The 25,237-nt window shown below is 36.6% G+C and carries 28 protein-coding genes and 2 pseudogenes; 8 read left to right on the top strand and 22 right to left on the bottom strand.

What is annotated here, in order from left to right; translation table 11 throughout:
• Positions 1-6 precede the first annotated feature (6 nt).
• The 10 genes from NST02_RS05825 to NST02_RS05780 form a co-directional block, all read right to left on the bottom strand.
• Positions 7-840: a hypothetical protein gene (locus NST02_RS05825; protein WP_340948419.1), complete on the bottom strand. Its 834-nt coding sequence runs from the start codon at positions 838-840 to the stop codon at positions 7-9.
• Positions 837-1,526, bottom strand: coding sequence for an ABC transporter ATP-binding protein (locus NST02_RS05820; RefSeq protein WP_340948418.1), 690 nt, complete (start codon positions 1,524-1,526; stop codon positions 837-839). Before NST02_RS05820 ends, NST02_RS05825 begins: the two co-directional genes overlap by 4 nt.
• Before the next feature lie 13 nt (positions 1,527-1,539).
• Positions 1,540-1,914: a GntR family transcriptional regulator gene (locus tag NST02_RS05815; RefSeq protein ID WP_340948416.1), complete on the bottom strand. Its 375-nt coding sequence runs from the start codon at positions 1,912-1,914 to the stop codon at positions 1,540-1,542.
• 476 nt (positions 1,915-2,390) lie between these two features.
• A complete protein-coding gene (locus tag NST02_RS05810; protein ID WP_212933648.1) occupies positions 2,391-3,266 on the bottom strand; it encodes a MerR family transcriptional regulator in 876 nt (291 codons plus the stop codon).
• 45 nt (positions 3,267-3,311) lie between these two features.
• On the bottom strand, positions 3,312-4,496 hold the full coding sequence (locus NST02_RS05805) for a hypothetical protein (protein WP_340948413.1): 1,185 nt from the start codon (positions 4,494-4,496) through the stop codon (positions 3,312-3,314).
• A 316-nt stretch (positions 4,497-4,812) separates the two neighbouring features.
• Positions 4,813-5,472 (bottom strand): ABC-2 transporter permease, encoded by a 660-nt coding sequence (locus NST02_RS05800; RefSeq protein WP_340948411.1) that lies wholly within the window; start codon positions 5,470-5,472, stop codon positions 4,813-4,815.
• Positions 5,456-6,325: an ABC transporter ATP-binding protein gene (locus NST02_RS05795; protein ID WP_211344136.1), complete on the bottom strand. Its 870-nt coding sequence runs from the start codon at positions 6,323-6,325 to the stop codon at positions 5,456-5,458. Before NST02_RS05795 ends, NST02_RS05800 begins: the two co-directional genes overlap by 17 nt.
• Position 6,326: 1 nt before the next feature.
• On the bottom strand, positions 6,327-6,710 hold the full coding sequence (locus NST02_RS05790; protein ID WP_095310673.1) for a GntR family transcriptional regulator: 384 nt from the start codon (positions 6,708-6,710) through the stop codon (positions 6,327-6,329).
• Between the two features lie 243 nt (positions 6,711-6,953).
• On the bottom strand, positions 6,954-7,451 hold the full coding sequence (locus tag NST02_RS05785; protein WP_137744453.1) for a GNAT family N-acetyltransferase: 498 nt from the start codon (positions 7,449-7,451) through the stop codon (positions 6,954-6,956).
• 18 nt (positions 7,452-7,469) lie between these two features.
• Positions 7,470-8,234 (bottom strand): class I SAM-dependent methyltransferase, encoded by a 765-nt coding sequence (locus NST02_RS05780; protein WP_340948410.1) that lies wholly within the window; start codon positions 8,232-8,234, stop codon positions 7,470-7,472.
• A gap of 179 nt (positions 8,235-8,413) precedes the next feature.
• On the opposite strand from NST02_RS05780, the gene NST02_RS05775 reads away from it, so the two are divergent.
• The gene (locus NST02_RS05775; RefSeq protein WP_340948409.1) at positions 8,414-8,821 is read left to right on the top strand and encodes a VOC family protein; all 408 of its coding nucleotides are present in this window, start codon (positions 8,414-8,416) and stop codon (positions 8,819-8,821) included.
• A gap of 166 nt (positions 8,822-8,987) precedes the next feature.
• Positions 8,988-9,209 (top strand): hypothetical protein, encoded by a 222-nt coding sequence (locus NST02_RS05770; protein WP_340948408.1) that lies wholly within the window; start codon positions 8,988-8,990, stop codon positions 9,207-9,209.
• A gap of 78 nt (positions 9,210-9,287) precedes the next feature.
• Here NST02_RS05770 and NST02_RS05765 read toward each other — a convergent pair whose 3' ends face one another.
• The 8 genes and pseudogenes from NST02_RS05765 to NST02_RS05730 form a co-directional block, all read right to left on the bottom strand.
• Positions 9,288-10,292 (bottom strand): DUF3231 family protein, encoded by a 1,005-nt coding sequence (locus NST02_RS05765; RefSeq protein WP_095310681.1) that lies wholly within the window; start codon positions 10,290-10,292, stop codon positions 9,288-9,290.
• A gap of 421 nt (positions 10,293-10,713) precedes the next feature.
• Entirely contained in the window at positions 10,714-11,082 is a 369-nt protein-coding gene (locus NST02_RS05760) for a hypothetical protein (RefSeq protein WP_095310683.1), read from the bottom strand.
• Between the two features lie 39 nt (positions 11,083-11,121).
• Entirely contained in the window at positions 11,122-11,904 is a 783-nt protein-coding gene (locus NST02_RS05755; protein ID WP_095310685.1) for a lipid II flippase Amj family protein, read from the bottom strand.
• Between the two features lie 394 nt (positions 11,905-12,298).
• Positions 12,299-12,454 carry a hypothetical protein gene (locus NST02_RS05750; RefSeq protein WP_170211360.1) on the bottom strand — a complete coding sequence of 52 codons (156 nt, stop codon included), beginning with the start codon at positions 12,452-12,454 and terminating at the stop codon, positions 12,299-12,301.
• 56 nt (positions 12,455-12,510) lie between these two features.
• On the bottom strand, positions 12,511-13,104 hold the full coding sequence (locus tag NST02_RS05745) for a lysophospholipid acyltransferase family protein (RefSeq protein WP_095310686.1): 594 nt from the start codon (positions 13,102-13,104) through the stop codon (positions 12,511-12,513).
• A 164-nt stretch (positions 13,105-13,268) separates the two neighbouring features.
• Complete coding sequence (locus tag NST02_RS05740) at positions 13,269-13,442, bottom strand: hypothetical protein (RefSeq protein WP_170211359.1); 174 nt, start codon at positions 13,440-13,442, stop codon at positions 13,269-13,271.
• A gap of 228 nt (positions 13,443-13,670) precedes the next feature.
• Positions 13,671-13,814 carry a hypothetical protein gene (locus NST02_RS05735; RefSeq protein ID WP_340948403.1) on the bottom strand — a complete coding sequence of 48 codons (144 nt, stop codon included), beginning with the start codon at positions 13,812-13,814 and terminating at the stop codon, positions 13,671-13,673.
• Between the two features lie 145 nt (positions 13,815-13,959).
• Positions 13,960-14,325 (bottom strand): annotated as a pseudogene (locus NST02_RS05730) (NAD(P)-binding domain-containing protein); the annotation flags it as partial.
• A 546-nt stretch (positions 14,326-14,871) separates the two neighbouring features.
• On the opposite strand from NST02_RS05730, the gene NST02_RS05725 reads away from it, so the two are divergent.
• The 5 genes and pseudogenes from NST02_RS05725 to NST02_RS05705 all read left to right on the top strand — a co-directional run bounded on the left by NST02_RS05725 (position 14,872) and on the right by NST02_RS05705 (position 19,735).
• On the top strand, positions 14,872-15,549 hold the full coding sequence (locus NST02_RS05725; RefSeq protein ID WP_170211356.1) for a TetR/AcrR family transcriptional regulator: 678 nt from the start codon (positions 14,872-14,874) through the stop codon (positions 15,547-15,549).
• Between the two features lie 32 nt (positions 15,550-15,581).
• Positions 15,582-16,286 (top strand): ABC transporter ATP-binding protein, encoded by a 705-nt coding sequence (locus NST02_RS05720; RefSeq protein ID WP_095310691.1) that lies wholly within the window; start codon positions 15,582-15,584, stop codon positions 16,284-16,286.
• A complete protein-coding gene (locus NST02_RS05715) occupies positions 16,286-18,577 on the top strand; it encodes an ABC transporter permease (RefSeq protein ID WP_340948402.1) in 2,292 nt (763 codons plus the stop codon). Before NST02_RS05720 ends, NST02_RS05715 begins: the two co-directional genes overlap by 1 nt.
• Positions 18,578-18,893: 316 nt before the next feature.
• Positions 18,894-19,157 (top strand): histidine kinase dimerization/phospho-acceptor domain-containing protein, encoded by a 264-nt coding sequence (locus NST02_RS05710; RefSeq protein WP_235879545.1) that lies wholly within the window; start codon positions 18,894-18,896, stop codon positions 19,155-19,157.
• Positions 19,158-19,204: 47 nt separating this feature from the next.
• Positions 19,205-19,735, top strand: a pseudogene (locus tag NST02_RS05705) (ATP-binding protein).
• A 741-nt stretch (positions 19,736-20,476) separates the two neighbouring features.
• Here the strand turns inward: NST02_RS05705 and NST02_RS05700 are convergent.
• Together NST02_RS05700 and NST02_RS05695 are read right to left on the bottom strand one after the other, a co-directional pair.
• Positions 20,477-22,627 carry a heavy metal translocating P-type ATPase gene (locus tag NST02_RS05700; protein ID WP_445678152.1) on the bottom strand — a complete coding sequence of 717 codons (2,151 nt, stop codon included), beginning with the start codon at positions 22,625-22,627 and terminating at the stop codon, positions 20,477-20,479.
• Positions 22,590-22,964: an ArsR/SmtB family transcription factor gene (locus NST02_RS05695; RefSeq protein WP_095310695.1), complete on the bottom strand. Its 375-nt coding sequence runs from the start codon at positions 22,962-22,964 to the stop codon at positions 22,590-22,592. The genes NST02_RS05700 and NST02_RS05695 overlap by 38 nt, the downstream gene beginning before the upstream one ends.
• Before the next feature lie 272 nt (positions 22,965-23,236).
• Between NST02_RS05695 and NST02_RS05690 the strand changes: the two genes are divergently transcribed.
• Positions 23,237-23,557: a hypothetical protein gene (locus NST02_RS05690; RefSeq protein ID WP_340948397.1), complete on the top strand. Its 321-nt coding sequence runs from the start codon at positions 23,237-23,239 to the stop codon at positions 23,555-23,557.
• A 136-nt stretch (positions 23,558-23,693) separates the two neighbouring features.
• Here NST02_RS05690 and NST02_RS05685 read toward each other — a convergent pair whose 3' ends face one another.
• Together NST02_RS05685 and NST02_RS05680 are read right to left on the bottom strand one after the other, a co-directional pair.
• Positions 23,694-24,092 carry a GyrI-like domain-containing protein gene (locus NST02_RS05685; protein ID WP_095310697.1) on the bottom strand — a complete coding sequence of 133 codons (399 nt, stop codon included), beginning with the start codon at positions 24,090-24,092 and terminating at the stop codon, positions 23,694-23,696.
• A 199-nt stretch (positions 24,093-24,291) separates the two neighbouring features.
• Positions 24,292-25,206, bottom strand: a complete 915-nt coding sequence (locus NST02_RS05680) for a pseudouridine-5'-phosphate glycosidase (protein WP_095310699.1) — start codon at positions 25,204-25,206, stop codon at positions 24,292-24,294.
• Positions 25,207-25,237: the final 31 nt, after the last annotated feature.

The following is a 25,237-nucleotide window of genomic DNA, read 5'->3' as shown; positions in this document are numbered from 1 at the left end:
ACTCCCTTATACCCTAATTTTATGCTTGATGAGCTTGTTCCCTACCCATATAGCACCAGCTAAAACGAGCAAGGCTGCCCCAATTTCTAGCAAGAATAATTCGATTGTATAGAAATATCCTTTAAGAACAAACGCATCAAATAATGCAGGTCCTAAAAAGACGAGAATGGAAACAGCAACATAAATGATGGCATAGAAGATGCCTTTTAAACGGTACGAACGTTCAAATAGGATAGCTGTAAAAATAACAAATAAGGCAATTATTCCCGTTCCATAATAGAGGATAAATTCAATCAGTGTCTTCGGAAATAATAAATATAAGAAATATAGATTTTCAGTAATTTCAGGCACAGTCATATCAATGCGAAACTCGGATGGAACGAGCCATTTTAACAATTGGCTTTCAATCGGGAATAATAGAATCTGTAGTGCAACAAGACCTAAAACAAACAAAATAATCGTTGTTGCTTTTGCAAAATAAATATTAATCCGCTCCGTCGGCAGCATAAATAAGCGATAACTAAATGTGTTTTTTCCAAACCAGTCACGATACCAAATAAAAAACACATAAATTAATAAAGTCACGATACAGAGAGCAATTGGCCCCATAAACCAGCCCGATTGTGAAAAATTATACATAGACATTCTCCCGAATTGCTCAATAAACTCGCTTTGCGGCATTAAATTCACATTAATTTCTTGGTGAGCCTGATTCAAATAAGCTTTTGATTTTACGATAATTCCAATTATTTCTGAAAGGATTGTAATCCCTATTAAAATAAGATAAAAGCGAAAAAAGCGTTCAAACTCAAAATTCACTAGCTTCAAATAACGGTTCATCCTCGATACACCTCTCTCATCACATCAACAACAGATTTCCCCTCGGTTTCCCTAATCTCTTCCGTATCGAATTCTTTTAAAATCACACCATTATCAAGCAGCACCGCCTTATCGATTAAATGCTCAATATCATTGATTTCATGCGTTGTAATAATAACTCCTCGATCTTCAGTTAAATGACTTGTAAACACATCAGCAATCTGCTCTCGACTAAATATATCAATTCCAGAAAAAGGCTCATCCATTAAGATATAATCAACATCCAAGGCCAATCCAAGAATAAGGTTTACTTTTGCGGTGTTCCCTTTTGAAAGTTCAGAAATACGGTCCGTTTCATTCAAGTTAAAAAACTTCAGAAGCTCCTTTGCCCTTTCCATGTTCCAGCTGTTATAGAAATCTGCCATGAATGTAAAAGCTTCACTAATTTTCATACTTGGCAACATTGTAATCGCATCAGGAATAAAAGTGACTTTTTCATAGCTGCCTTTATTAAGTTTTTCTCCATTAATCAGTATTTCGCCACTATCTATCGGAGTAAGAGCCATAATTGCCTTCATAATCGTTGTTTTCCCTACACCGTTAATTCCAATTAAACAAGTTATCTTTCCTTTCTCCGCTGTAAACGAAACACCTTTTAAAACCTGCTTCTTGCCAAATTTTTTCGTTACATTTTTTAGTTCAATCACAGTCAAATCCCCCCTATTCATTACACTCTTTTTTATATTTTTGCTCGATGATTGGCAAAACTTCATCTAATGGCACATTTATCGTTCTAACTGCATTGACAAAAGCATCCACTGCTTCTAAAATTAATTCGCTTCGTACCGCCTGGAACACTTTTTCGTCTGTCGTCATCCGACTTGGTAAATTTCCTTCAGTAAAAATCAAGCCCTCTTCCTCCATTTCTTTATACGCCCGCTGCGCTGTGTTTGGATTAATCTTCAATTGATTCGCCAGCTCTCTTCTGGAAGGAATCTCCTGACCTGGTTCAATAATCCCTGTCGCCATTTGCTCCTTAAAATGTCGAATAACTTGCACGTATACAGGATCCCGGTTGTTAAACTTAATTTTCAATAGATCCATCTCCTAATAACAAAATGTGTGATTCCATGAAAATGATGTATTAATGGATTAATACAGATTGGGCAAAAAAATCATATGTATCAAACGATTAATACAGTGGTAGCAAAATTTTTTTCCTCAGCTCATTCAAACAAAAAGTTTAAAAAGTACTGTATCATTCGGTTAATACACCATCAACAAAAAAATGGAAGAAACCTGCGTCCCTTGCTTATGTATTAACCATATAATACACCCGATATATGTATTATATGGTTAATACAGTTTGAAAGTCAAGGAGATATTTATTTTTTTTCATAAACATGGCTGAGCCTATACTAAAAGAGTGCTTCAACTTTATAAATATGCTATGCGAAACCCTAGTTTCACATGAAATAAATCAAAAATCAAGATTGACATATAACAAAGCCTATTAAGCTGCTTCAAGATTTGTGCTACTTTAAGACAAATCCTTTTCTATTTCCATATAATCAAGGAACCTCCCCTTTGCTCATTTGCGGAAAGCTCTTAATAAATCGCTCATTTGCCTCTTCTAACTTTTTATAATAATCACGATAAGAGTCGCTTAAAATTTTTAAATTAGTGATAAATATGTCGGTGTACCCGCTTTGTTTCTGAAATTCTAATAGGAGCTGCTGCATTTTATATGCATCTGTAGACTTATATTCTTCAAATTCGCGAAAACGAATGTACTTCTCAATCCTTTGCTTATTTGTTTCCATATACTCCTCAATGTTCTCAACTGCAGTAAAAAGAACCGTATCCATGTTCTCTAAGTCTTCCTGCTCAAAAAGAGCCATGGAGCTCTTTAAGAACTCCTCGATTTCCTCATTGATTTCTAAATGATCGAGAAAGCTAAGAATCTCTTGATAGGCCCTTTTCTTCTCATTACTATTAATCGTTTCGTTTAAAAATCTTCCGAAATGAACCGAGAGGTAAATTCCATAACCACCTGGGAAGGACTGAGCGAGTTTTTCCTTGATAGTTAAAAGGGGGCTAAGCTGCTCCTCGATATATTGCTTGACCGGCTCGACCTGATAATTTTCTATTAACAATTCAAGACCCTTTTGTTGCTTATCAATTCTTTGCTTCTCCAATTCCTTCAAATACTTATATTTGGATAATGCTGCATGCTTATCACTACTTGAAATGATATCTTTGATTTCAGGGATGCCGAGCCCTAAATTCCGGAGAACGAATATTTCTTTTAAAACCAAAACATCCTCAGCACTATAGTTCCGATATCCGTTTTCTTCAATCTTTGGGCGAATAAGCCCTTGCTTTTCATAATATTCGATCGCTTTTTTTGTTAAAGAACATTCTTTACACACTTCATTGATCAACATGTTCATCACCTCATCAGGATCATAAGCCAATCCCTAAGGGGACAGTCAATCCTCAATGTATAAGTAAAGCTGATTTCCCTTCTTCTCAACCGTCCCTTTAATATCACCAATCCCCTCGATAAAAAGAGAGGAATCTCGCTCTATCGGTTCTTGCTCTAATTTGAGTTGAAGTTTATCAAATTGTCGAAGTTTCTCACCGTATGCAACGACTGGTTGAGCGAATAAATATTCTCTTTCTTGGATTTTAACTTTGAGGAAATTTTTATGTAAAACTTTGCCCGCAAACATCACAATATTCATGGGGTCAAAAGAGGTTGCCTCCATCTTTCCAATAATCATGAGATGAATGCCTTCTTCCTCGTTAAACATGGTAAATTCAGCCTCCTTATTTTGGAAAACAGCATGAACAACCCTCTCTGTGTCAGAACTGACTTCAATAGTCCGAAAGGGAGCGTCAAAAACGCTAAGCTCCTTCACGTATTGATAGATGGTTTTTTCCGTACTAAAAAAGTTTTCCTTCCATCCTGGTGATAACTCATCCAACAATAGACACATAAACAAGCCAGAACTATAGCAGCTGCGGCGAATGTTTACCGTCGATTGATATTGATTTATCAATGGTTCACCATACTTTTGTAAAACTGTAGAAAATTCAAGTTGACTCGTTTCATAATAAGCATGAAATTCCACATACCATGCAGGGCCTTCTATCGTTTCTATTAAATTCTCATACTCAAGGTACGCCCCAAGCTGTAATTCTCTTTGTTGTCTGCGAGCGATAAATGTATTGAGGTACTCTTTCTTTGTTAGCGGCTCCTTTTCCATTAAAGCATGAAAAAGACTCAATCGTTCCTGATTTCGCAATTCCACGTTTTCCACCGTTATAGGATAGGAGATTCCCATCAGTTCATCTGGAAATCGTTTTTCTCCCTTTAAATGTTGATAGCCGTGAAATAATTCATGAACAAGGATCGAATACAAGTCTTCGTAATGTTTAAACAGCCTGAGATCAACAATCGCTGTTGGGTAGCCTTCATACATGATGAGGGTACAAGCATGAAATTGTTCCTTTTTATCCACCACTTGCTGATTGTCAAAGTTAGGATGGTTAAAAATATAGGCACTGGTTTCATCGTATAATGCATAGGCAACCTTTTCAAAACCTGGCCAATACTGATTTAGTTTAACCTGTTCTAAGTCCAAAATAATTCGCTCAATATCATTCATCATTCTACAATTCTCCTCAAATAATTTCTCATTCTATTTTTCTAGATAGAAGGTGGGATATCCTTTAAAAATAAAAATGAGACAAAAGTCAACATCGACATATAACAAAGCAAAATTAAAAGAGGTTGTCCCAAAATGAAGGGAGCTTCACTGGCCTCTTCGCTTTTCCCGCAAGGGTTGTTCCAATTAAAAAAAGAAGAAAATCTCCTCTTTTTGACTAACCAATTAAAAGAGATTTTCTTACACTTGCGATCGTTCAGTTTTTATATAATTGCCGTCAGACTCATCACTCTACCCAATTATTTCATATAACTCCCTTTTAAAACTCTCGATTTTTGTAAAAGTTAAGTGAAATGAGATACGAAATGAATAGAATGATTACAACTGGAATAAATAATAACAGAGCTATTTGAGCATCTGATGATGAATGAAATAAAGTTGAAATTTTTTGAATGAGGATCGAATCTTCTTTTTTACTAAGATTATCAACTAAAGTTGACCCTCCCGCTATAAATACGAAGAACAAAATAATACTTATCACTCTCGATTTCAGAAAGCCATATTTAAATATTAACGGCAAAGTAATAGAGCAAAATAAGCTTACCGCAACAAGGGAAAAGAAAAATCCGCCAGAAGTAAAAGGAAGAACCTTTATAGGCAGGTTTAATTGATTCACAATCAAATAAATTAAATAATTCACAATAGCTGCGTAAAGAGCAAAAATATATACGGAAATATATTTTGAAGAAACAATAGTATCTTTTTTGATCGGGAGACTAACTAACATAAGATCACTATTATTTTTGTCTTCCACTGCGCTTGCTCCTAGAGCCAACATATATGTTACTGCTAAGATGTTTACTACCAATCCGGAAGGGCCAATTTCCGATAAAGTGAAGGTAAAAAAGAAAATAAATAGCAAGGATAATCCGATTGCTCTTTTTTGCATGATCACGTCTTTTTTAATAAGATGATACATGTTGATCACTCCTTCTTGTGGAAAAGACCATAATATCTTCTAATGTTGGTTTTTCAATGATAACCGAATCTCCAAGGTATTGAAGTATCTCATCCTTATTTTGTGATAGCGCTTCAAAACCATATTGATTTTCCTTAATTCCAATAAAACGATTTGCTATGTTTGAATCAAGTTTATCTTTACTGCCTTTTACCACACAATATTCCTCCAAAAGTTCTTCCTTCGTTTTACTTAAAATAACCTCACCATTGTTAACTAAAGTAATGTAATCCGCTATTTTATCTAGGTCAGATGTAATATGAGTGGAAAAGAAAACAGATTTGTTTTCATCTTGCATTAATGACTGTAAAACATCTAATAACTCACTTCTAATTAGAGGATCCAAACCAGAAGTCGGCTCATCCATTAACAACAATTCGGCATTATGAGAAAGGGCAATCGCTAAGGAAAATTTCATTTTCATCCCTTTTGATAAATGTTTGATTTGTTTTTTTGAAGGCAATCCGAAGTCTTTCACATATCTTTTGAATAAATTTTCATCCCATTGACTGTAAAATGGACGAATAATATTCTTCATTTCTTGAACTGTTAAATCTTCATAAAAATGATTTTCATCATATACAAACCCAATTCTTTCCTTAACCGCAATTTCGTTTTTCTTATTATCGAGCCCAAATATATTAATATTCCCACTGTCTCTCTTGATTAGGTTCATAATTAGTTTGATGATTGTACTTTTACCGGCTCCATTAGGCCCGATGAAACCCATAATATAACCTCTCTCAAGAGAGAAATTCACATTTTTTATGGAAAAGTCTTTGTAGTTTTTACATAGGTTTGTAATTTCTAAAATTTTATTCAACCCTATCACCCTCAATTAAATGATTAAGTATGCCTTTTAGCTCTTCCTCAGTAAGCCCTGCTTGCTTTGCATGTTTGATAGCTTCACTCAATTTTTCTTCTACTATTTTTGTTTTGGTTTCTCGGTACATTTCTTTGTTAATTGAAGCAACATAAGAACCTTTACCAACGACTGTATAGATAAACCCTTCCCTTTCAAGTTCGTCATAGGCCCTCTGAGCTGTAATAACACTAATTTTAAGCTCTTTCGCTAAATTTCTTATTGACGGAAGTTTTTGTGATTCCTCCAATACTCCCTTTATTATGAGCTCTTTTAATTGGTTTACGATTTGTAAGTAAATGGGTTCACCCGAAAAATTTGATATTATTATATTCACTTTTTACCCCTCAAGCCGTTATTAGTGTACATAGATACTATATACACTAATAACACATATGTCAACTTTTACTATGAGAAAATTAATTTGTTTATAATTTTGACAAAAATTAAGACCTCCATGAATTGGAGGCCTTGAACAACCTGAAAAGCCAATGTCTCCTCAAGCATAGAAACCATTGGCTTTTTTATTAATCATCTTTTCATTGTTTTAGATTAAACTACTTGTACCCTCCATTCGTTTTTAGAGAAGCATGGACATATAGTATTCGTCAACAAATTCTCCGTTCACATACAACGAGTCTCTTTTTATTCCTTCAATTTCAAAACCCATTTTTTTATACAAACCAATAGCTGCTTCATTTTGAGTAATAACGGTTAGCTCCAAGCGACGAATATTTTGTTCTTTGGCCCAGCCCTCCAAACCTTCAAACAAACGTTTCCCAATTCCTTTTCCCTGATGCTGCGCTAAAATCCCGACGACTATATATACACAGTATTTCTTTCGCTTAGGTTCTCCCCCAACTGCCATTAAATAACCGACTAATTCTTGATCCACTTCGGCAACAAAAATCGTTGAATTAGTGGTTTTATCAATTGCATCAATTCTTTTTCTTACATCTTCTGACTTTGCATTTCGTTCACCAGCTTCAAACAGCATAAACGGGGATTCACGCTCGACTTGATGAATTAAATTGACAAAGCTTTCAGCATCAGTAGGAGTTATTTGTCTTATCATCATTTCCTGCTCCCCCTCTTGTCAAAAGATTTTCCTGCAAACATAAATCATTCCATCACTATTCTGACTGATCGGAGTTTCTTTCCAATCTGAATAAAGGTGTACAATTTCAAATCCATGAGTGGAGAGCAATCTCTCCATTTCCTTGGGAAAAACATATCTTAAGCTAATATTCGTTCTTTTTTCATCGATTATGCTTCCATCTGTACCATAGTATTTTCGAATGGTCGTATAATGTTGAACTTGTTTGAGAGAATCATAGCTACTGATTGTGTACATATCAACTTTATAGGAAGTCTCCTTATCTATATAGCTTCGCCAATACTCCTCCGTGTTTGGCTGCAGCAATTCTTCGGCATTTGGAAATTTTGTCCCAAAAATAAAAATGCCATTATGCTTTAGATGTTTATTGATGGAGGAAAGGAGATGATTTTGCTCCTCATTCGTGAGGAAATGTTGAAATGAATTCCCAACTGAATAGATGAATGTACTCGTTAAACCCAAGTCTAATTCTGTGCAATCCTGCTGTACCCATTGAATCGCTAAATTTAGACTGTTTGATTTTCTTTTTGCTTCATCCAACATTCCTTTATGTATATCAACTCCAACTAGCTCATAACCATTTTTCGCTAATGGAATCGTGATTCTTCCTGTCCCACAAGCCAAATCAATAATTGGTCCAGTTGATTTAGAAGCCCATTTCAATAAAAATGGAAGCTCCGGTAAATAAGATTCATTTTCCTTATCATATAGAATCGGGTCATCGTACTCTTCTGTATTATTCAATATTTTTCACGTCTCCTTTTTCATATAACTGGTCGATAATTTTTTCAAAATATATTTCCATGGACATCCATCTAGTAAATCGATCACCTGATCGAAATACTATAATAATTTGATAATTACTTTACCGAATATTCGAATTAATATTTACTAAACTTTATCATTTTAAAGGAGCGATTGCTATGTTTAGAATAGGAAGTATTTTTATCCCTGTGACAAATCTTGATAGGTCGATTGACTGGTTTGAAAAAAATCTCGCGGTAAAAAAAATGGCTCGTTGGGAAGATGGGGTGGGCTTCTACTTTCCTAATGGTTCAACTCAGCTAGCATTGGTGGAAGTTGAATCTCCTCAACCCTCTGAATTTGTGATCAAAGGTAAAGAGAAAAATGGATACTTCAACTTCGTAGTCGACAATATTGATGAAGCATATCAATTACTTACCGATAACGGAGTCACTACAGCCAAAATTAAAGATTTTGGCGGAATGAAAAGTTTTGATTTCTTTGACTTAGATGGTAATCCATTTAGTGTTGTTAATGAAGAACGAGACTCCCCTTTTTATTCTGGCCAAGTAAAAAAATGCAAATAATTAATACTAAAAGAATGGATTAGGGTAACATTTTTGCAATTCACACCACTTTTTTGACTGGATCCATGAGTACAAAATTTCATATTAATTAATACCTATAATTCTCTCCCAAAACGGATAATTTTCCAAATTAAGTTTACCTAAATTTATGAAAGGAAGGATTAAATTGGATGTACATACCTTTAGAATATTTAACAATGAGTACGATGAATTAGTCAACTTCATGACAGAAAATCATTGGACATATCATCCAAATCCAAGTCCTTCTATTCATGATATTAATGAAAACAGTGATGGAAGTGTTTCAGATTCCTTATGCTATGCCATAATTAGAAAGGATTGGGAAAATAAAATTGTAACCCCAATTAAACTCGAAGATCTGCCTTAAAAGAATGCCTTACCCTTATTTTTAGAAAAGGGAAAGGCACTCTTTTTTCAGCTTTCCACATTGCCATGGATTATAACATTATGCGCTCGGGCTATCCTTCTCTTTCAAACTTGGCGGCTTCTCAAACCAGCCCTTCTCAATCATTATTTTCGTTGCATCTTGTAAAAAAGCTGCATTTCTCAATAAAGCCTTCGTATACATCATACTAATATCTCTTCTTCCATTGACAGCAACGGCATTACCAAAGGCTCTAATTTTTATCGTAAACATATCAATTTTATGGTACAGCATAATTTTATCTGAAAAAGGAGAAAAAGCAGAAGATGTTACCAAATCGTTTAAAAAAGGAAGGGAAGGTAAATTTTCTTCATGCAATTTTTTCATATAATTTTCAATATTCCTAGTGGTGACTTTTTCTCCTCTTTCAAATAAAGTTCGAATTTCTTCATCCTTTGTTACTTTAGAAAAGGCACTAATTAATGCTTTACTGGTTACATTACTTTCAATTAAATCATAAAGATGGGTAATTTCTAACGCATGCATCGGTCTCACATGTCCAACAAATCCATTTAAAAAATCCTCATGAACAAATTCGATCTTCTCAGGCGTCGGGATGAGCGGAGGTTTCTTTGTGAAGCCTTTGTCAAGTGCAATATGTTTTATTTTCTCTATTAAATCAAGAGTGCAATCCATACAATACCTAAAAAATTCTTGAACGTCCTTTCTATAAACAAGTGGGATCGCCACATTATAAATACTCATTCCCGCTTTTGAAGTGTATTTTAAATAATGTACATAAAATTCATCTTGAAACAAGCGAGGAGCATTTAAATTGACATCTTCCTCGGAAAAACCATTTGGTATTGGTATATGATCCTTTATAAAAATCTCCGTAACCGTTTTTACAAATTCTTCACTTAGACCTAACGCCTCTTGCAATAAATTTTTTATGTCCTTGTCATCAACATGTTGAAGATAATAAGTTAATATATATTGCGCCATATTGTTTCCCATATACGTTGCCCATAGTTTACCCATTTCCACTGATGTTAATGGTTCGGAAATACTTGTCTTATCTGACATGGCGAACTCCTTTTATTGTTTTTAATTTTAGTTTGTTTCGCCATGCTAAATTTTATACTAATATTGTTATTACTTTAAGGGGAAAGTAAAATCTCATTTTCAACATGCTTTTTCGGCGATTTCCCGTGTTTTCCATGTTAAAATCTGCATTCACCTTCCATTCTTTCTGTTCCATCCACGTTCATCGAGACTATATTTTTAGGAAAATTAGGGGCCGGCATTGGGCTCATTGTGTTAATGACACTGCATTTAATCCCGTTTGCAAGCAAGTATAGTTAAGCTTTTCTGCCGAGGCTATGGTAGGCTCATTTCGTATGAAATCAAAGTTTCACACGAAATGAGCCAAAAATCAACATCGATCGCTCCTAATCTGCATTATCCTAAGACGTTCGATTGAAGTATCGTTTTCACTCTAACTTTGTTAATCAGTGCTTCTAAAATGTTTTAGCGCCCTTCTAGCTATTATGAATAAATATATACACGCTGCGTATAAAATAGTTCCCAAAGTATAGTTAATGGATTTTGTTTGAGGGCTTATTCCGTGTAAATCATTGTACAACTGATCTTGGCTTTGTGACCACGAAGTAACGAAGACGGTAATCGCTATTAAAAAAAAGGCAAAAAGTGCTTTTTTGTGAAATGTAATCTCAACAAAACTCTGCTTTAAGCAAGTGGCAAAACTCTCTTTAACATCTGAATATGTTCTTCGCTTTGCTTCAAAGGGAATCAGGAAATATACTAACAAGCTTCCCCATACAAAAGCCATCATCATCAAACTTGTACCATCCATAAATTCAATCCTTTCTTCCAGCAAACTTGTGGCGACCGCTTAATGGTAAAAACTAGCTATAATCATTGCAGCGGGATAAATTAATACTTGTCCTAAAATGGTTCCCAGAAACTTTGTAGCAATTAATAAAACGACAAGCGCTTTGACATCCCCATAGGGACGCTTTTTCCTCAATGCCTGATCGGTAATAATCGCTGCCTGTGGATCTACTAGTAAAGTAAGCAGAATCGTAGCGATACCGTTAATCATTCCGGATGAGGCAGAGGCAGACAAACGATAGTCTTCTCCTACAAAGAAGGCTGCATAATAGGCTGAAATAACTCCTATCGTATAAACCGCTGTAATGAAAGTATTTAAAAGTAAAAATCGCTTGGGAATTTCTCGATATCGCAAGCTGTTAATCATTCTTTTCTTCGGTCTCGTTGTATTTTTTACTATCCGCTTTATATTTGAAACACTTAGTGCTTCAACGACAATTGAAGGAACTGAACCTTTAACCTCAAGTCTATCCACTGCTTTTGAAAACAGCTTTAGAAAAGTTGGGATCAGACCAACACCTACTAAAGTGCCCATCGTTGCAGACGCTAAAACGAACCTAATCTCTTTAATAGGATCCATTTGATTAGCGATACTCATGCCGATAAGCAGTCCGATTAAAGGAGCTTGAAACATATTTGCTGTCCTTGACACCAATACAAATATGTTAAATAGTGATAAGGATAATGCATATTTCCCACTTTTCACTGAATTTAAACGAACAGAGTAGGCTAGGGTGTCAATTAAATGAATAACGAAGGTCAGTCCCATTAGACTGAACAGCATACGATCACCTCTTCTATTAGACGAGAGATCGTTTTATATGTTTCATATTTTTCCCATTATTTCTCCACCTGTAAATAGGATTTGACTGTTCTATTGCCAACCGCTTTATCTTTCTGTTCACCAAAATCAGTTCTCCTAATATAACTCCTTACCGATTAAACTATCAATCATATATCGTTTATTGTTCTTGAGAAGGAGCAAGAGCATAGGACAATCTTCGAAACTATTAAAATTCGAACAAGCAGTTTGAGTCTGGTTCCCATCGCGTATCTTTTCATAAACCACTCATGGCCACATCTCCACCATTTCACTTATCGCCAAGTACAGCCCTGCGCAAAATGAATAAATGAACTAAAAGAGTCCGCCAATACCCTGGTGGACCCAATTATTCCGTTCATTTATAAGAGTTCATTATATCGTCGGGTAAATCACTAAGAAACAGTGCCTTACTTAACAGTTCAATATCAGCATGGATAAATTTTCTCTGACCATGACAATCATCATCTACTAAATGTTTTAGTTTTTGAACAATTAATTCGATTGGAATCAAAAAATACTTACTCCCCTTCGCTTTTTGCAAATATAAAAATAAACACATTGCTAAACTTACTTAAGTCTAGTCAATAATTGCGATTCCAACTCCGCAAGCTTCTGTTCTAAAACCCCCGTATAATAAGTTCTTGAATCTTTCTCCTTTGAGGTGAGATAAATAGGCTCCCCAAATATAAGATGCGCTTTTCTCCGAGTAAAAAGTTCCTTAAAATTATTTGGACCATTATAAACTACTGGAATGATCGGCACCTCTGAGCGCTGAGCAATTGTGATTGCCCCTTGTTTTAAAGCAATTTGCTCATTCGTCCTTGTTCCGCTTGGAAAAATTCCGACAATTTCTCCGTTTGATAACAGTCGTTTCGGAACTTTCAATACACTTGGCCCAGGGTTATCTCTATCAACCGGAAAAGCATTTAACTTCTTAAGGAGCCACCCCAGCATTCTTTTCTCAAAAAGTTGTTTTTTTGCCATATAATGAATTTTTGAGGGCAAAAGGGCGATTCCAAGATAAAAGATGTCGACCCATCCAGTATGTGTACACGCAATCACATAAGGACCTTGTTTAGGCAAATATTGCTTATTGTAAACCGCTATTTTCCCTCGCAAACGCAAAAAGAATTTTATAATATTCGCAACAAAATAATACATTCGATCACTCTCTTTCGTTGTTCATGTTATGAAAAAGCTAATCCAACACTATTATTTTATCACTTACTATTAATATCTAGTACTAATTTTTAAGTACACTGCTTTTCTTGTTTACAAAATGATTTCCGTACTATTGCCATACCAATTGTTGTTCTATGAAACTTCTATTGATCACGCTCTTTTTTCTTTATCTCTTCCATTAGCGTATTAAGCGTTGCTTCTAAGTTTGTGATTCTATTATTTAATTCAGAATTATTCATAGCATTTTTTATGACAAAATAGAGGATGAATGAATGTATCGTTAAAGTGATGATAATAATAAGTATCGCATTGCCCATAACATTCCACTCCCTACGGCTAGGTTTTCCTATTTTTATCCAGTTCTTTAACGTATTATTACATATTGCCCGACCCAATTCAACTCCTTACAAAAATAACTACCCTCCTCCTTGGCAAGTGAACTGAAATTATTTTCCCAACAATATATTTTGCATCATCACCTACCCCCTGCAATAAAGCAGAACCACGTTTTGATTGCCACGGTAAACCAATAAAATACAGTCCTTCTATATTTGATACTCCGTTACGATGGGTACTTTTCCCTCTGGAGCTAGTACACCATTAATATGTAACCATGGATACTCTATTTTAAAGCCTGTTGCCCAAAATATATTTCTTACTTCAAGTGTTGTTCCGTCAACAAAAGTCACCTGATTTCCTTCTACCTCAATCACTTTCTCCTTTACTTTTACCCTCTTGTTCTTAACTTTCTTTTTTAAATCAAAACCGAATACCGGATCGCCTTTGCACTGAATGAGCTTACGAGAAAGGAATCGCTGCCAGCATTTAAATTTCCTAATTTATCAACCACCAAAAAATACTTCGTTTACATAAGAGCAATGGAAAATAATTCAGCTTTTTGCTGACAGCAATATAAGTTTCCCTCTCACCAGAAAGTTCAGTAGCAATTTGCGCTCCGCTATTTCCCCCACCAACTACCAACACATTCCCATCTACTAATTGACGGTTGTTTTTATATTGTGAAGAATGAAGCTGGATTACGTTGTTAGAAAGTTCTTTCGCAATAACTGGAATATGAGGAATTAGAAAAGGATCTGTTGCAATAATGATATTTTTAGCAACATATTGGCCTAAATTTGTATGGATAATGAATGGATCCCCTTGTTTTGTCACGAGCATTACTTCTTCATTTAATTGAACAGGAAGTTCAAAGCCCTCATCCTATTATTCACAAAGGATTCATAAAATTTTGCCAACATCACTTTTGGACAATGCTTTGCATATTACTCACAATGAGCATTTTAAGTAATTTCCTTTACAAAAAAATAAAAAGACAGAGTTCGCTCTTGCTCATGATGAGATATGTATTAAACAATTGAGCGTGAATCGCTGTTTCAATTTCATCTATACGCAATACACCATCTTCGATTAAATGAATTCATTGGCAACCGTTAACACCCTTCTAATTCCATCCCCGAATACTGAATATTAGTGCATAACGTAAAACTTTAGTAAGTGTAAGAACGTTCTCCAGTAGTTCAATATTAATTTTAAAGATGCAAGTCTTTGATGTCACTATAGTTTTGAATATACAGATGTTGAATGTGGATTAATTTTCTATACCCTCCTGACCAACAAATATATTAACATTATACTGTCTTATATTATTGACAAATAAAAATTAGCTTTGTATATTTAAAAATGACGGGTGTGTCATTTTTAAATATACGGAGGAAGGAGAGCAGTATGCCCAAAGTTCCTAAAGATTATGAAGATAAAATGCGCAATGTTATTTTAGATGCAGCCCTAGAAGTTTGTAAAACGAAACCAGCTTATGAAGTTACTATGCGTGATATTATTCGTCAGACCAATCTAAGTATAGGTAGTGTGTATCGTTATTTTCGTGATATTGATGATATTTTTATTAGCTTGTCTAATCGTAATCAGAGTGAGTATCGACTATGGGAGAAATGTGAACCATTATTTGCGGAGGATCTAAGCGTACGTGATGTGTTGCTTAGCATATTTCATGTTTTAGGACAGCATTTAATCGATTCCATACCTGCGGAGGGCAAATTCACGTACGAAATGAACACCAAATTTTTAACTAATCCCAAGTTATATGAGGAGAAAAAAGGAAATATCACAGAGGTCACTGAGTTTGACAAGCTAATGCAGGTAACGATGCATTACCTTCAGGAGAAGGTAGAAAAGGGAGTTTTGCAACCGATCATGCCACTCGAGGACATATTTTCTTTTGCGGTCGTGTCCTATGATGGCATGGTGCGTGATCTAGTTCTTGCTAAATGCTATGCTCTACCGGATGATGGCGCCAAAATTTCCTTAAATGAAATGGCACTTACTTCAGCATTAGCACATAGCCTTCTCTATTTGCTGGGAGAGGGGGCGACAATTTCGCCATGATAACTAAACTATAAAGAGACTGGAGTCATTGTATGAAATCATTTATTCAAATCAATAATTTATTGCGAACCTACCAAGTTGGTGAAAATGAGGTAGCTGCAGTGAATAGCATGGAGTTTGAAATTGAACAAGGTGAGTTTGTGGTTATACTTGGCCCTTCCGGATCAGGGAAAAGCACTTTGCTTAATTTGTTGGGCGGCATGGATCAGGCAACCTCAGGCACCATTTTAATAGAAGGTAACAATATTGCGCAGTATTCACTTGAGGAATTAAGCCGTTATCGTCGTAGTGATATTGGTTTTGTATTCCAGTTCTATAATTTGATTCCTAATTTAACAGCGAAGGAAAATGTGGATCTTTCACGTAAGCTGTGCAAAGATGGTTTAGATAGTACAGAAATGCTCGAAGCCGTTGGTCTTGCCAAGCGTCTTCATCATTTCCCTGCTGAATTGTCAGGCGGAGAGCAGCAGAGAGTTTCTATTGCAAGAGCACTATGTAAAAAACCGAAGCTGCTACTATGTGATGAACCAACAGGAGCGCTTGATAGCAACACTGGTGCATTAATTATGTCTGTCCTATGGGATATTAGCAAAAAATATAATCAGACTGTTATCGTAGTTACACATAATGCAGCGATTGCAGATACGGCAAATAAGGTCATTCGTCTCAAGGATGGTAAGGTCATTGATATACAAATCAATGAAAATCCACTTCCAATGAATGAGGTAGCTTGGTAATGATATTGTTCAAAAAAATGTTACGGGATATTAAGCATGCAAAAGCACAGTTTTTGACCATTATTATTATCGCTGCTTGTGGTGTATTTACTTTTGTAGGTTCAATTACGGTGGGAAGCAGATTAGAAGAAAGCGTACATCAATTTTACAAAAGTGCTGACATAAATGATGTATGGGTAAATGTAGAGGGGGCTACCCCCAAAGATGTGGATGCAATAAGGAAGCTTCCTGGAATTGAAGCGGCGCAAGGTAGAACGGTGATGAAGGTTTTTTCGGATAACCGTGTGCTGGATTTGTTTGTTCTAAATGAAAATGTATTGTCTAAGCCATATTTAGCTACAGGTGAGCCTTTTGAAAGTGAGAAAGAAGGATTGTGGCTAGATCAGGAGTTTGCAAAAGCAAATGGATTTCGTATTGGGGATACAATTCGGATTCATACAGGCAATGGACAATCTGTTCCTGTCATAATTCAAGGGCTTGTGTTAAGTCCTGAGAAGTTAATCGATGTGTCGTCGGAAACATTGTCTACAAGACATGATTTGTATGGGTACGCTTATATGGGGGAAACTGCTGCACACCATACGTTTTCCTTTTCTGGCATGAACCAACTTTTAATAAAAATGAAGTCAGAGAAAAATATTCAAACACAATTAACAAGTGTTGAGCAAGTCTTAGGGCAAAAATATATGAACAGTCTCACCCATGAGGAACATACAAGTACATCAGGTGCAGCGAATCAAATTGGACAGTTTAAGACGATCGGTTATGTGACGCCGATGTTATTTTTCCTACTAGCAATCCTTGTTGTCATTAGTACTATGAGTCGGCTTATTACGAATCAAAGAGTTCAGATTGGAACATTAATGTCTCTTGGTATCCATATTCGAAAAATTAAATGGCATTACTTGTCATATGGTCTTTTTCTAGGTATTACAGGTGGTGTAATCGGTTTAATTGCAGGGTATTATGTTATTCCTGCGATTTTTATGGGAACCTTACATCAATCCTTTATATTGCCGAAGTGGTCAGACTCATTTCCAATTGAAACATTGTGGTCTATTGCGGCGGTCTGTGGCTGCTGTATACTTGCTGTGTTATTTGCATGTGGGGGCAAATTAAATGCATTACCTGCTGTAGTGTTGAAGGGTGAGGCTCCTTCCAGACCCAAAAAATCACTATTTGAGTCTATTTTTCATTCTAAAGCTAAGTTTTCTTTTCAGCGGTTGTGGCTGCTGCGGAATTTACGTTCTCGCAAAGTCCGAGGGGCGATGGGGATTTTTGGTTCATTTGGTTGTGCCTTTTTGATTCTTTTTGGCTTTGCCAATATCGATACAAGCAATAAATCAATCGAGGTAGAATTTGATCGTCAATATTTGTACCAGTACAAGGCAGATCTCTTAGCACTGAATGCTGAGCAAGCACAAAGCATGAATTGGAATCAAGCAGGGATTCAGCCTATTCAGGAAAGAAGAGTTGTCGTTAAATCTACAACTGCACAGCGCAATTTGCCGGTTACGATCATTGGAAGTGGAGATTACATTAACCTCGATGTCGCAAGTCCAGATGTAATGCCTGTACCTGAAACTGGAGTTGTGTTGTCTCAAAAAATGGCGGATGTGTTAGGAGTAAAGGCAGGAAGTACTGTTTCACTGCGAATTGATGGAGGCCAGTGGAAAGAAATGATTGTAGCTCAGACCATACAAGCGCCGGTTGCAGATCGGATTTTTGTATCTGAAGCAGCATGGCAGCAGCACGGGGAGATTTTTGTCCCTAATGTATTATTGTTAGGGGATCAAGCAGCGCTGCAATTCGCTAAGGAACACTATCCTGTCACTCAGATCGTTGCCAAAGCAGATATGAAGGAAGCGAATCGTACATTAAACGAAGGCGTTCTTGCTTCTGCCGCAGGGCTTACCATTGCAGCAATTTTCCTTGGTATTGCTGTTATTTATAGTCTTGGTCTCATTAATTTGACGGAAATGTCGAGACAATTTGCTACATTGAAGGTACTTGGCTTTAATCACCATGAAATTCGCAACCTGCTGTTCCAAGAAAGCTTTTTCCTCACTACGATTGGCATCATTCTTGCACTACCAGCGGGGTGGGGAGCGATTCATTTGTTAGATCAAGCAAATATGAATGAAGGGCTGATGTTATTTCCTGAAATCAAGCTCACTAGCTATTTAACAGCCATCGGTTTAACACTGCTGTGCTCCTTTATCGTCAATATGTTAATGAGTAGAAAGGTGAAGGATATCGACATGGTGACCTCTTTAAAAGGGGCAGATTAATTAAATATTTTAAGCTAGAGGATTGTTATTTCTTGCTCAATTTCCACCCGAGATTATCCTCATGTACTTTTTATGAAGAACCTTTTCGCCAGTTTCAGTTTAAAGGTTGGAAGTTTCCATATAAGAATGTTAGAGGGGGTTCCCAAAGAGTTTAAACTTTGTAGTAACCTCCTCAAAAGTTTAAATGATAATTTTTGCCAACTTTATAAATATTCACAAGATGAACTATTAAGGCAAGAAGCATGATATCTATTCATCCAACTATCATCCTCCTTCTTTTTTTGATGACATATGGGAAGCGATCCAAGGCGGCGAGGTGTGGAGAGGAGAAATTCTCAATCAAGCAAAAGACGGAACAAAATACTGGTTATGCACAACTATCATCCCGTTTGTAGATGCTAATAGTGAGCGTTATAAGCATATTTCAATTCAGTATGATATTACAGAAAAAAGAAACACAGAAGACACGCTCCGTAAAACAGAGAAACTCGCTATAATTGGTGAACTAGCTGCAGGAATTGCCCATGAGGTACGAAATCCGTTAACTACGATTCGAGGCTTTGTACAACACAACTATTAAATGAAAGGCAAATTGATTCTTATAATGTGGAGACAATCCTCGTTGAAATGGATCGAATTAATTTTATCGTCAATGAATTCATGGTCTTTGCAAAACCGCATCAACTCCAATTCAGCAGCTGTAATTTGAATGAGATTTTAACCAGTGTCGTTAAATTTCTTGAACCAGAAGCAACTTTAAAAAATGTAGCTATTAATTTCGAGACTTCTCATGAAAGTATGCACATTTCTGGAGAAAAAAAGCAACTGAAACAGGTATTTTTAAATTTAATCAAAAATTCGATTGAAGCAATTCCTACTGGGGGAACGATCTATATTTTCTTTAAAAAAAGCACTGAAAAAATAGCCTTCATTGTAAAGGATGAAGGAATCGGAATGGATTTGGACCAGATCAAAAAATTGTGAGAACCCGTTTTCACAACGAAAAAAAATGGCAATGGCCTAGACCTTTTGGTTAGCTACAAAATCATCCAAAACCACAAAGGGAAAATTCAAGTTCAAAGTCGCTTAAATGAAGGCACCACCTTTATGGTCACTTTTGAAAATCCTAAAAATAAAAAACAAGCTAGCACCAAATAGACGCTGCTTTAAAAGCCAAGACACGGATTACCTTCGAAACAATTAAAGTTCAACGGGTTCCAGTTTTACTTTCATTCGAATAGTGGCCCTCGACAGACCTGTTATGAGAATTTCCTTTGCTCTGAGGCCTGTTGAATTTGTTCTTTTGCCCTTTGATGAGGACAAGGCAAGCTCTTTTTTGGCAGTCTTTATCCTCATGAGCCCTTTATGAGGACATGGCGAGCTTTTTTTTGGCGCTATTTGTCCTCATGAACCCTTTATGCGGACAACACAAGCTTTTTTTTGGCGCTATTTGTCCTCATGAACACTTTATGCGGACAACACAAGCTTTTTTTTGGCGCTATTTGTCCTCATGAACCCTTTATGCGGACAACACAAGCTCTTTTTTGGCGCTATTTGTCCTCATGAACCCTTTATGCGGACAACACAAGCTCTTTTTTGGCGCTATTTGTCCTCATGAACACTTTATGCGGACAACACAAGCTCTTTTTTGGCGCTATTTGTCCTCATGAACACTTTATGCGGACAACACGAGCTCTTTTTTGGCGCTATTTGTCCTCATGAGACCTTCATACGAACAAAATTTGTAGCAAAATGAACGACCGCTAGCTTTTAAACTGCTACCATTGCGTAGGCAATTAATTAAAGGTGACTAGGGTAAGACATTGTACTGCCCTTCAAACTTAAAAACAAAAAACAATTAAAGGGCAGCACGTATAACGAATTAACTCTTCACCCCTTCTACTTCTGATCCTTCACTAAAAGGAGCCTTAAACTATTTAAAGTGACAAGCAAAGTGGCCCCCATATCGGCAAAAATAGCAATCCAGAGAGTCAGCCAACCTGGAATTACCAGTAATAATGCAATCAGTTTAATTCCTAATGAAAACGTGATGTTTTGCTTAATAATTTGCAATGTTTTTCTGCTTAATTTAACGGTAAATGGCAGTTTGCCAAGATCATCAGCCATGAGCGCTACGTCGGCTGTTTCTAATGCCGTGTCTGTACCTGCTCCACCCATTGCGATCCCTACATTCGCTGCCGCTAGAGCAGGCGCATCATTAATTCCATCTCCGACCATTGCAACGCGCTCATATTTCCTCTGCAGCTCTTTAATAAAAGTAAGCTTATCCTGCGGCAACAATTCTGCCTTTATCTCAGAAACACCTGCATACTGTCCAATTGCTTGGGCCGTCCCTTTATTATCTCCCGTCAGCATAATTGTTTTTTTCAAACCAAGGAAATGAAGTTTCTCCACTACAAGTCGGCTATTTTCTCTTACTTCATCAGCAACAGCCAACACTGCCAGCGCTTCTGTTCGTGAACCTGCTACGATCACTGTTTTTCCTTGAATTTGTAGGGCATTAATTTTCTCTTTTATCTCCTGAGCTAGTCCATTACTAAGGGTCTCGTCCAATAATTGTGGACTGCCCACAAAATAGGTTTCACCAGCGATGAGCCCTTTGACCCCTTTTCCTGTTATCGAAGAAAACTCATTCACTTTAACACTTTCATAATCGAGTTTTTCCTCTTCTGTTTTTTTCAAAATGGCAGAAGCTAAAGGATGCTGGGAACGCTTTTCTAAAGCAGCGATTATTTTTAATAATTGGGGAGCTCTATCCATACCTTGCTGTAACGGGAAAAAGTCTGTTACTACTGGAACTCCTCGTGTAAGAGTGCCGGTTTTATCAAAAGCCATTGCTTTAATGGCACCCATTTCTTCTAAATGAATTCCTCCTTTGATTAACACCCCGTTTCGTGCTGCATTTCCGATCGCAGTCACAATTGAAACTGGTGTCGATACAACAAGGGCGCATGGACAACCAACGACCAAAACTGCCAAGCCTTGATAAATCCATGTACTCCATTCTCCACCAAGAAGTGGCGGAATGATTGCGACACCACAAGCGACTAACATAATAAGCGGGGTATAGTATTGGGCAAAGCGATCAACAAACGCTTGAGATGGAGCACGCTCCGCTTGCGCTTCCTCGACAAGATGAATAATTTTAGCAATTGTCGAATCATCCACACGTTTGGTTACCTTTACTTCTAGAAGCCCCTCTTCATTTAACGTGCCCGCAAACACTTCATCATTGTTTACCTTCATCACTGGCACAGATTCCCCTGTAATGGCAGCTTGGTTGACGGCTGAAGTCCCGTTTATCACCACTCCATCCATGGCAATTTTTTGACCTGGCTTCACAATCATAATATCGTCAATTTCGATATCTTCAACTTCCACCAACATCTCCTTCTCACCGCGACGAATCAGTGCTTCTTTTGGCGCAATCTCCATTAAAGAACGAATGGATTGACGAGCTTTGTCCATTGAATATCTTTCAAGAGCTTCACTAATGGCAAAAAGGATGACAACCGTAGCCCCTTCACCCCATTCACCGATAATTGCTGCTCCGATTACAGCTATCGTCATTAATGTTTTCATATCAAAGGTAAAGCGAAACAGGTTCTTAATTCCTGTTTGAAATAAACGATATCCACCTATTATAATCGAAGCTCCAAAAGCAATCGTGCTCATAACATGTCCTTCACCCAAGAGCCACCCGATTAACAGGAAAATAGCCGAGATCACGACATTTGCATGCTTCTTTAAAAATGGTTCCTTTGCTTCCGTAAATTTTTCTTTATCAGGAATGATTTTTAAATTTTCAAATGCACCCGCCTTTTCAAGTTCAGCAATGGTTGCATTCCCATATAAAGTAAGCTTTGAAGCAGTAAAATTTACATTTGCATCAACAACACCATCCAGGTGTTTTACGTTTTTCTCAAACGTATTGGCACAGCTTGCTCAGGAAAAGCCTTGAACACGATATACTTGTTTTTCCATTGATTGTTTAGTTGCTTGGTTCAAGTATTTTCCCCTCCTTTTCATGAGTAAGAGCCAATTGAATGAGTTGCCTAACATGGTCATCGTCTAAAGAGTAAAAGACTAATTTCCCTTCTTTTCGATACTTAGCTAAGCCCATATTACGAAGCAATCGTAAATGATGAGATGCAGTTGCTAAAGAACAGCCGACAATTTGAGAAACATCACAGACACATAACTCTTTTTCTTCACTTAAAGCAAAAGCAATTTTCAGTCTTGTGTCATCCGCTAATGCCTTAAACATTTTTGATACTGAAAACGTATTATGCTTTGATATGGATTCTTTTACTCTCTTTACTTTTATTTCATCATAGCAAGTCACTTCACAAACATCGTGTTTCAATTGAGCTCACCTCTTATTCAAATCCCTATTTGATTATTAGTGTATGCAAGTTTCAAATAATAGTCAAACATTCATTTGAATATTTGACTAAAATGGTTTCTTTATCCATAATGAAATGTTCACTTTATCACAAAAAGTTGAAAAATATTAAAGAGTATACTTAGACATGAAAGGATGCGATAAATGATGAAGAGAAGCAAAATACTATTCTATGGAACTGGTGCCCTCTTATTGATCGTTGCCCTCGGTGCGATTTCTGCAGGATCGGATTGATGTTAGAGCCGGATGGCAGCAATTTAGGTATGTCAGTCGAGCTATTAAGCAAGTCTCCTTTTCAAAACTTCCTAATTCCCGGAATCGTTCTCCTAACGTTCAATGGGATTGGCAGTTTAGTGGGTAGTTTTCTATCCTTAAAGCGTCATCATTTGACCAGTGTTGCAACAATAAGTCTCGGCGTAATCCTGATCATTTGGATTGGATCCCAAGTATACTGGCTTGGATTGATCAGTATTCTGCAGCCGTTCTTTTTTGCAATTGGTTTATTGGAGATCTTTTTGGGAGGCATTTTATTAATAAATAAAGGACAATCATAGTAAAAAAATGAACTCGAGGTACTCTTTCAAAAGCAAAGAAGACAAACATTACGTATCGACAATTCGTTTTTATCTTAGACAAAAAGGACCCAATCATTATTGGCTCCTGATTAATCATAAAAAATTCCATCTTGAATTACTTGATTCCTATATAAATCTCAATTTCTCCGTTTGGATAATATTTCTCAAAATCATATGTATACGCTCTCTTCAATGTACCTGAATCCTCTCGTTTCCAAATCTGTTTCCAAGTATTTATGACACCTTGTTCTTCAGTTTTATCGACATTAAAAATTTCATATTTTGCTGTATTCAATATTTCCAGAGAAGGTTCTCTTTCGTTATCTTCAACAGCAATGCTTAACGTATAATCGCCTTTATAGTCACTCTCATAATGATAATAGACACCATAGATTATCGTATTTTGATTGGTTAAGCTTTTAGATGCCTCTTTCCACAGCTCTGCAATTTTCTCCATCAACTGCTCATCATTAAAATTATTTGTTCTCACAGTATTAATAATAGATAATCTCATTGGCTTCTCACTCCAAAACTAAATTTTATGAAGACTATTACTCTTATTCTACAAAGCATCATATATTCCTCTTTCGTCAATTAACTGCTGTTTGTTAACAGCAGCTTTACTTGGGTTCATGAATCTGAGCAGCTTCGCAACTTTGTATGCAATAAAAAAAGAAGGAATGACACCACTCCTTCTTTCTCAAAAGTCAAAATCAAGATAATTCCTGTAATGCGGTCGCGATTTTAGCGCCTATCAATGCGTTGTGATAAACTAATGCAACATTTGCTTCTAAACTTTTACCGTTGCTCATCTCTACAACCTTTTTTAGTAAGTAAGGAGTAACTTCTTTTCCTTTTATGCCCTGCCTGCTAGCCTCCGTTAATGCTGTTTCTATAATATAATTGATTTCAACTTCGGACATAGCTGAATGTTCCGGGATTGGATTGGCAATCACCGCGCCACCTTCTATTCCTAAATCCCATTTTACTTTTAATACTTCTGCGATTTCCTTCGGTTCATCCAGGGAATAATCCAGTTTAATTTCGCTAGTACGGGCGAAAAAGCTCGGCAACACATTTGTTTGGTAGCCGATAACAGGAACTCCTTTCGTTTCTAGATACTCCATCGTTAAATTTAAATCTAAGATAGATTTTGCACCAGCACAGACAACAGCTACGTTTGTTTGGGCCAGTTCCTCAAGATCTGCAGAAATATCCATTGTAGTCTCTGCCCCTCTATGAACCCCTCCAATTCCACCAGTTACAAAAATACGGATACCAGCTAACTGAGCACAATACATGGTTGATGCAACAGTAGTTGCCCCCATTTTCTTTGTTGCAACAATGACAGCAATATCTCTTCTTGAGACTTTAGCAACATTCTCGCTTTTTGCGAAAGCCTCCAGTTCTTGTGGAGATAAACCAATCTTAATTTTTCCATCCATTAATGCGATTGTTGCGGGTACCGCATTATTTTTGCGAATTATGGTTTCAACCTTATTGGCCATCTCTAGATTTTGGGGATAGGGCATCCCATGCGAAATAATGGTTGATTCAAGGGCAACGATCGCTTTGCCATTTTCTTTTGCCGCTAAGACTTCTTCCGATAATTCCAAATACCTGTTCATATTACTCCACATCCTTTACTTGAATTCTCAC

The organism is Robertmurraya sp. FSL W8-0741, from assembly GCF_038004005.1.
Taxonomy (GTDB): Bacteria; Bacillota; Bacilli; order Bacillales; family Cytobacillaceae; genus Robertmurraya; species Robertmurraya siralis.
This window is presented reverse-complemented; position numbering and strand designations above follow the sequence as displayed.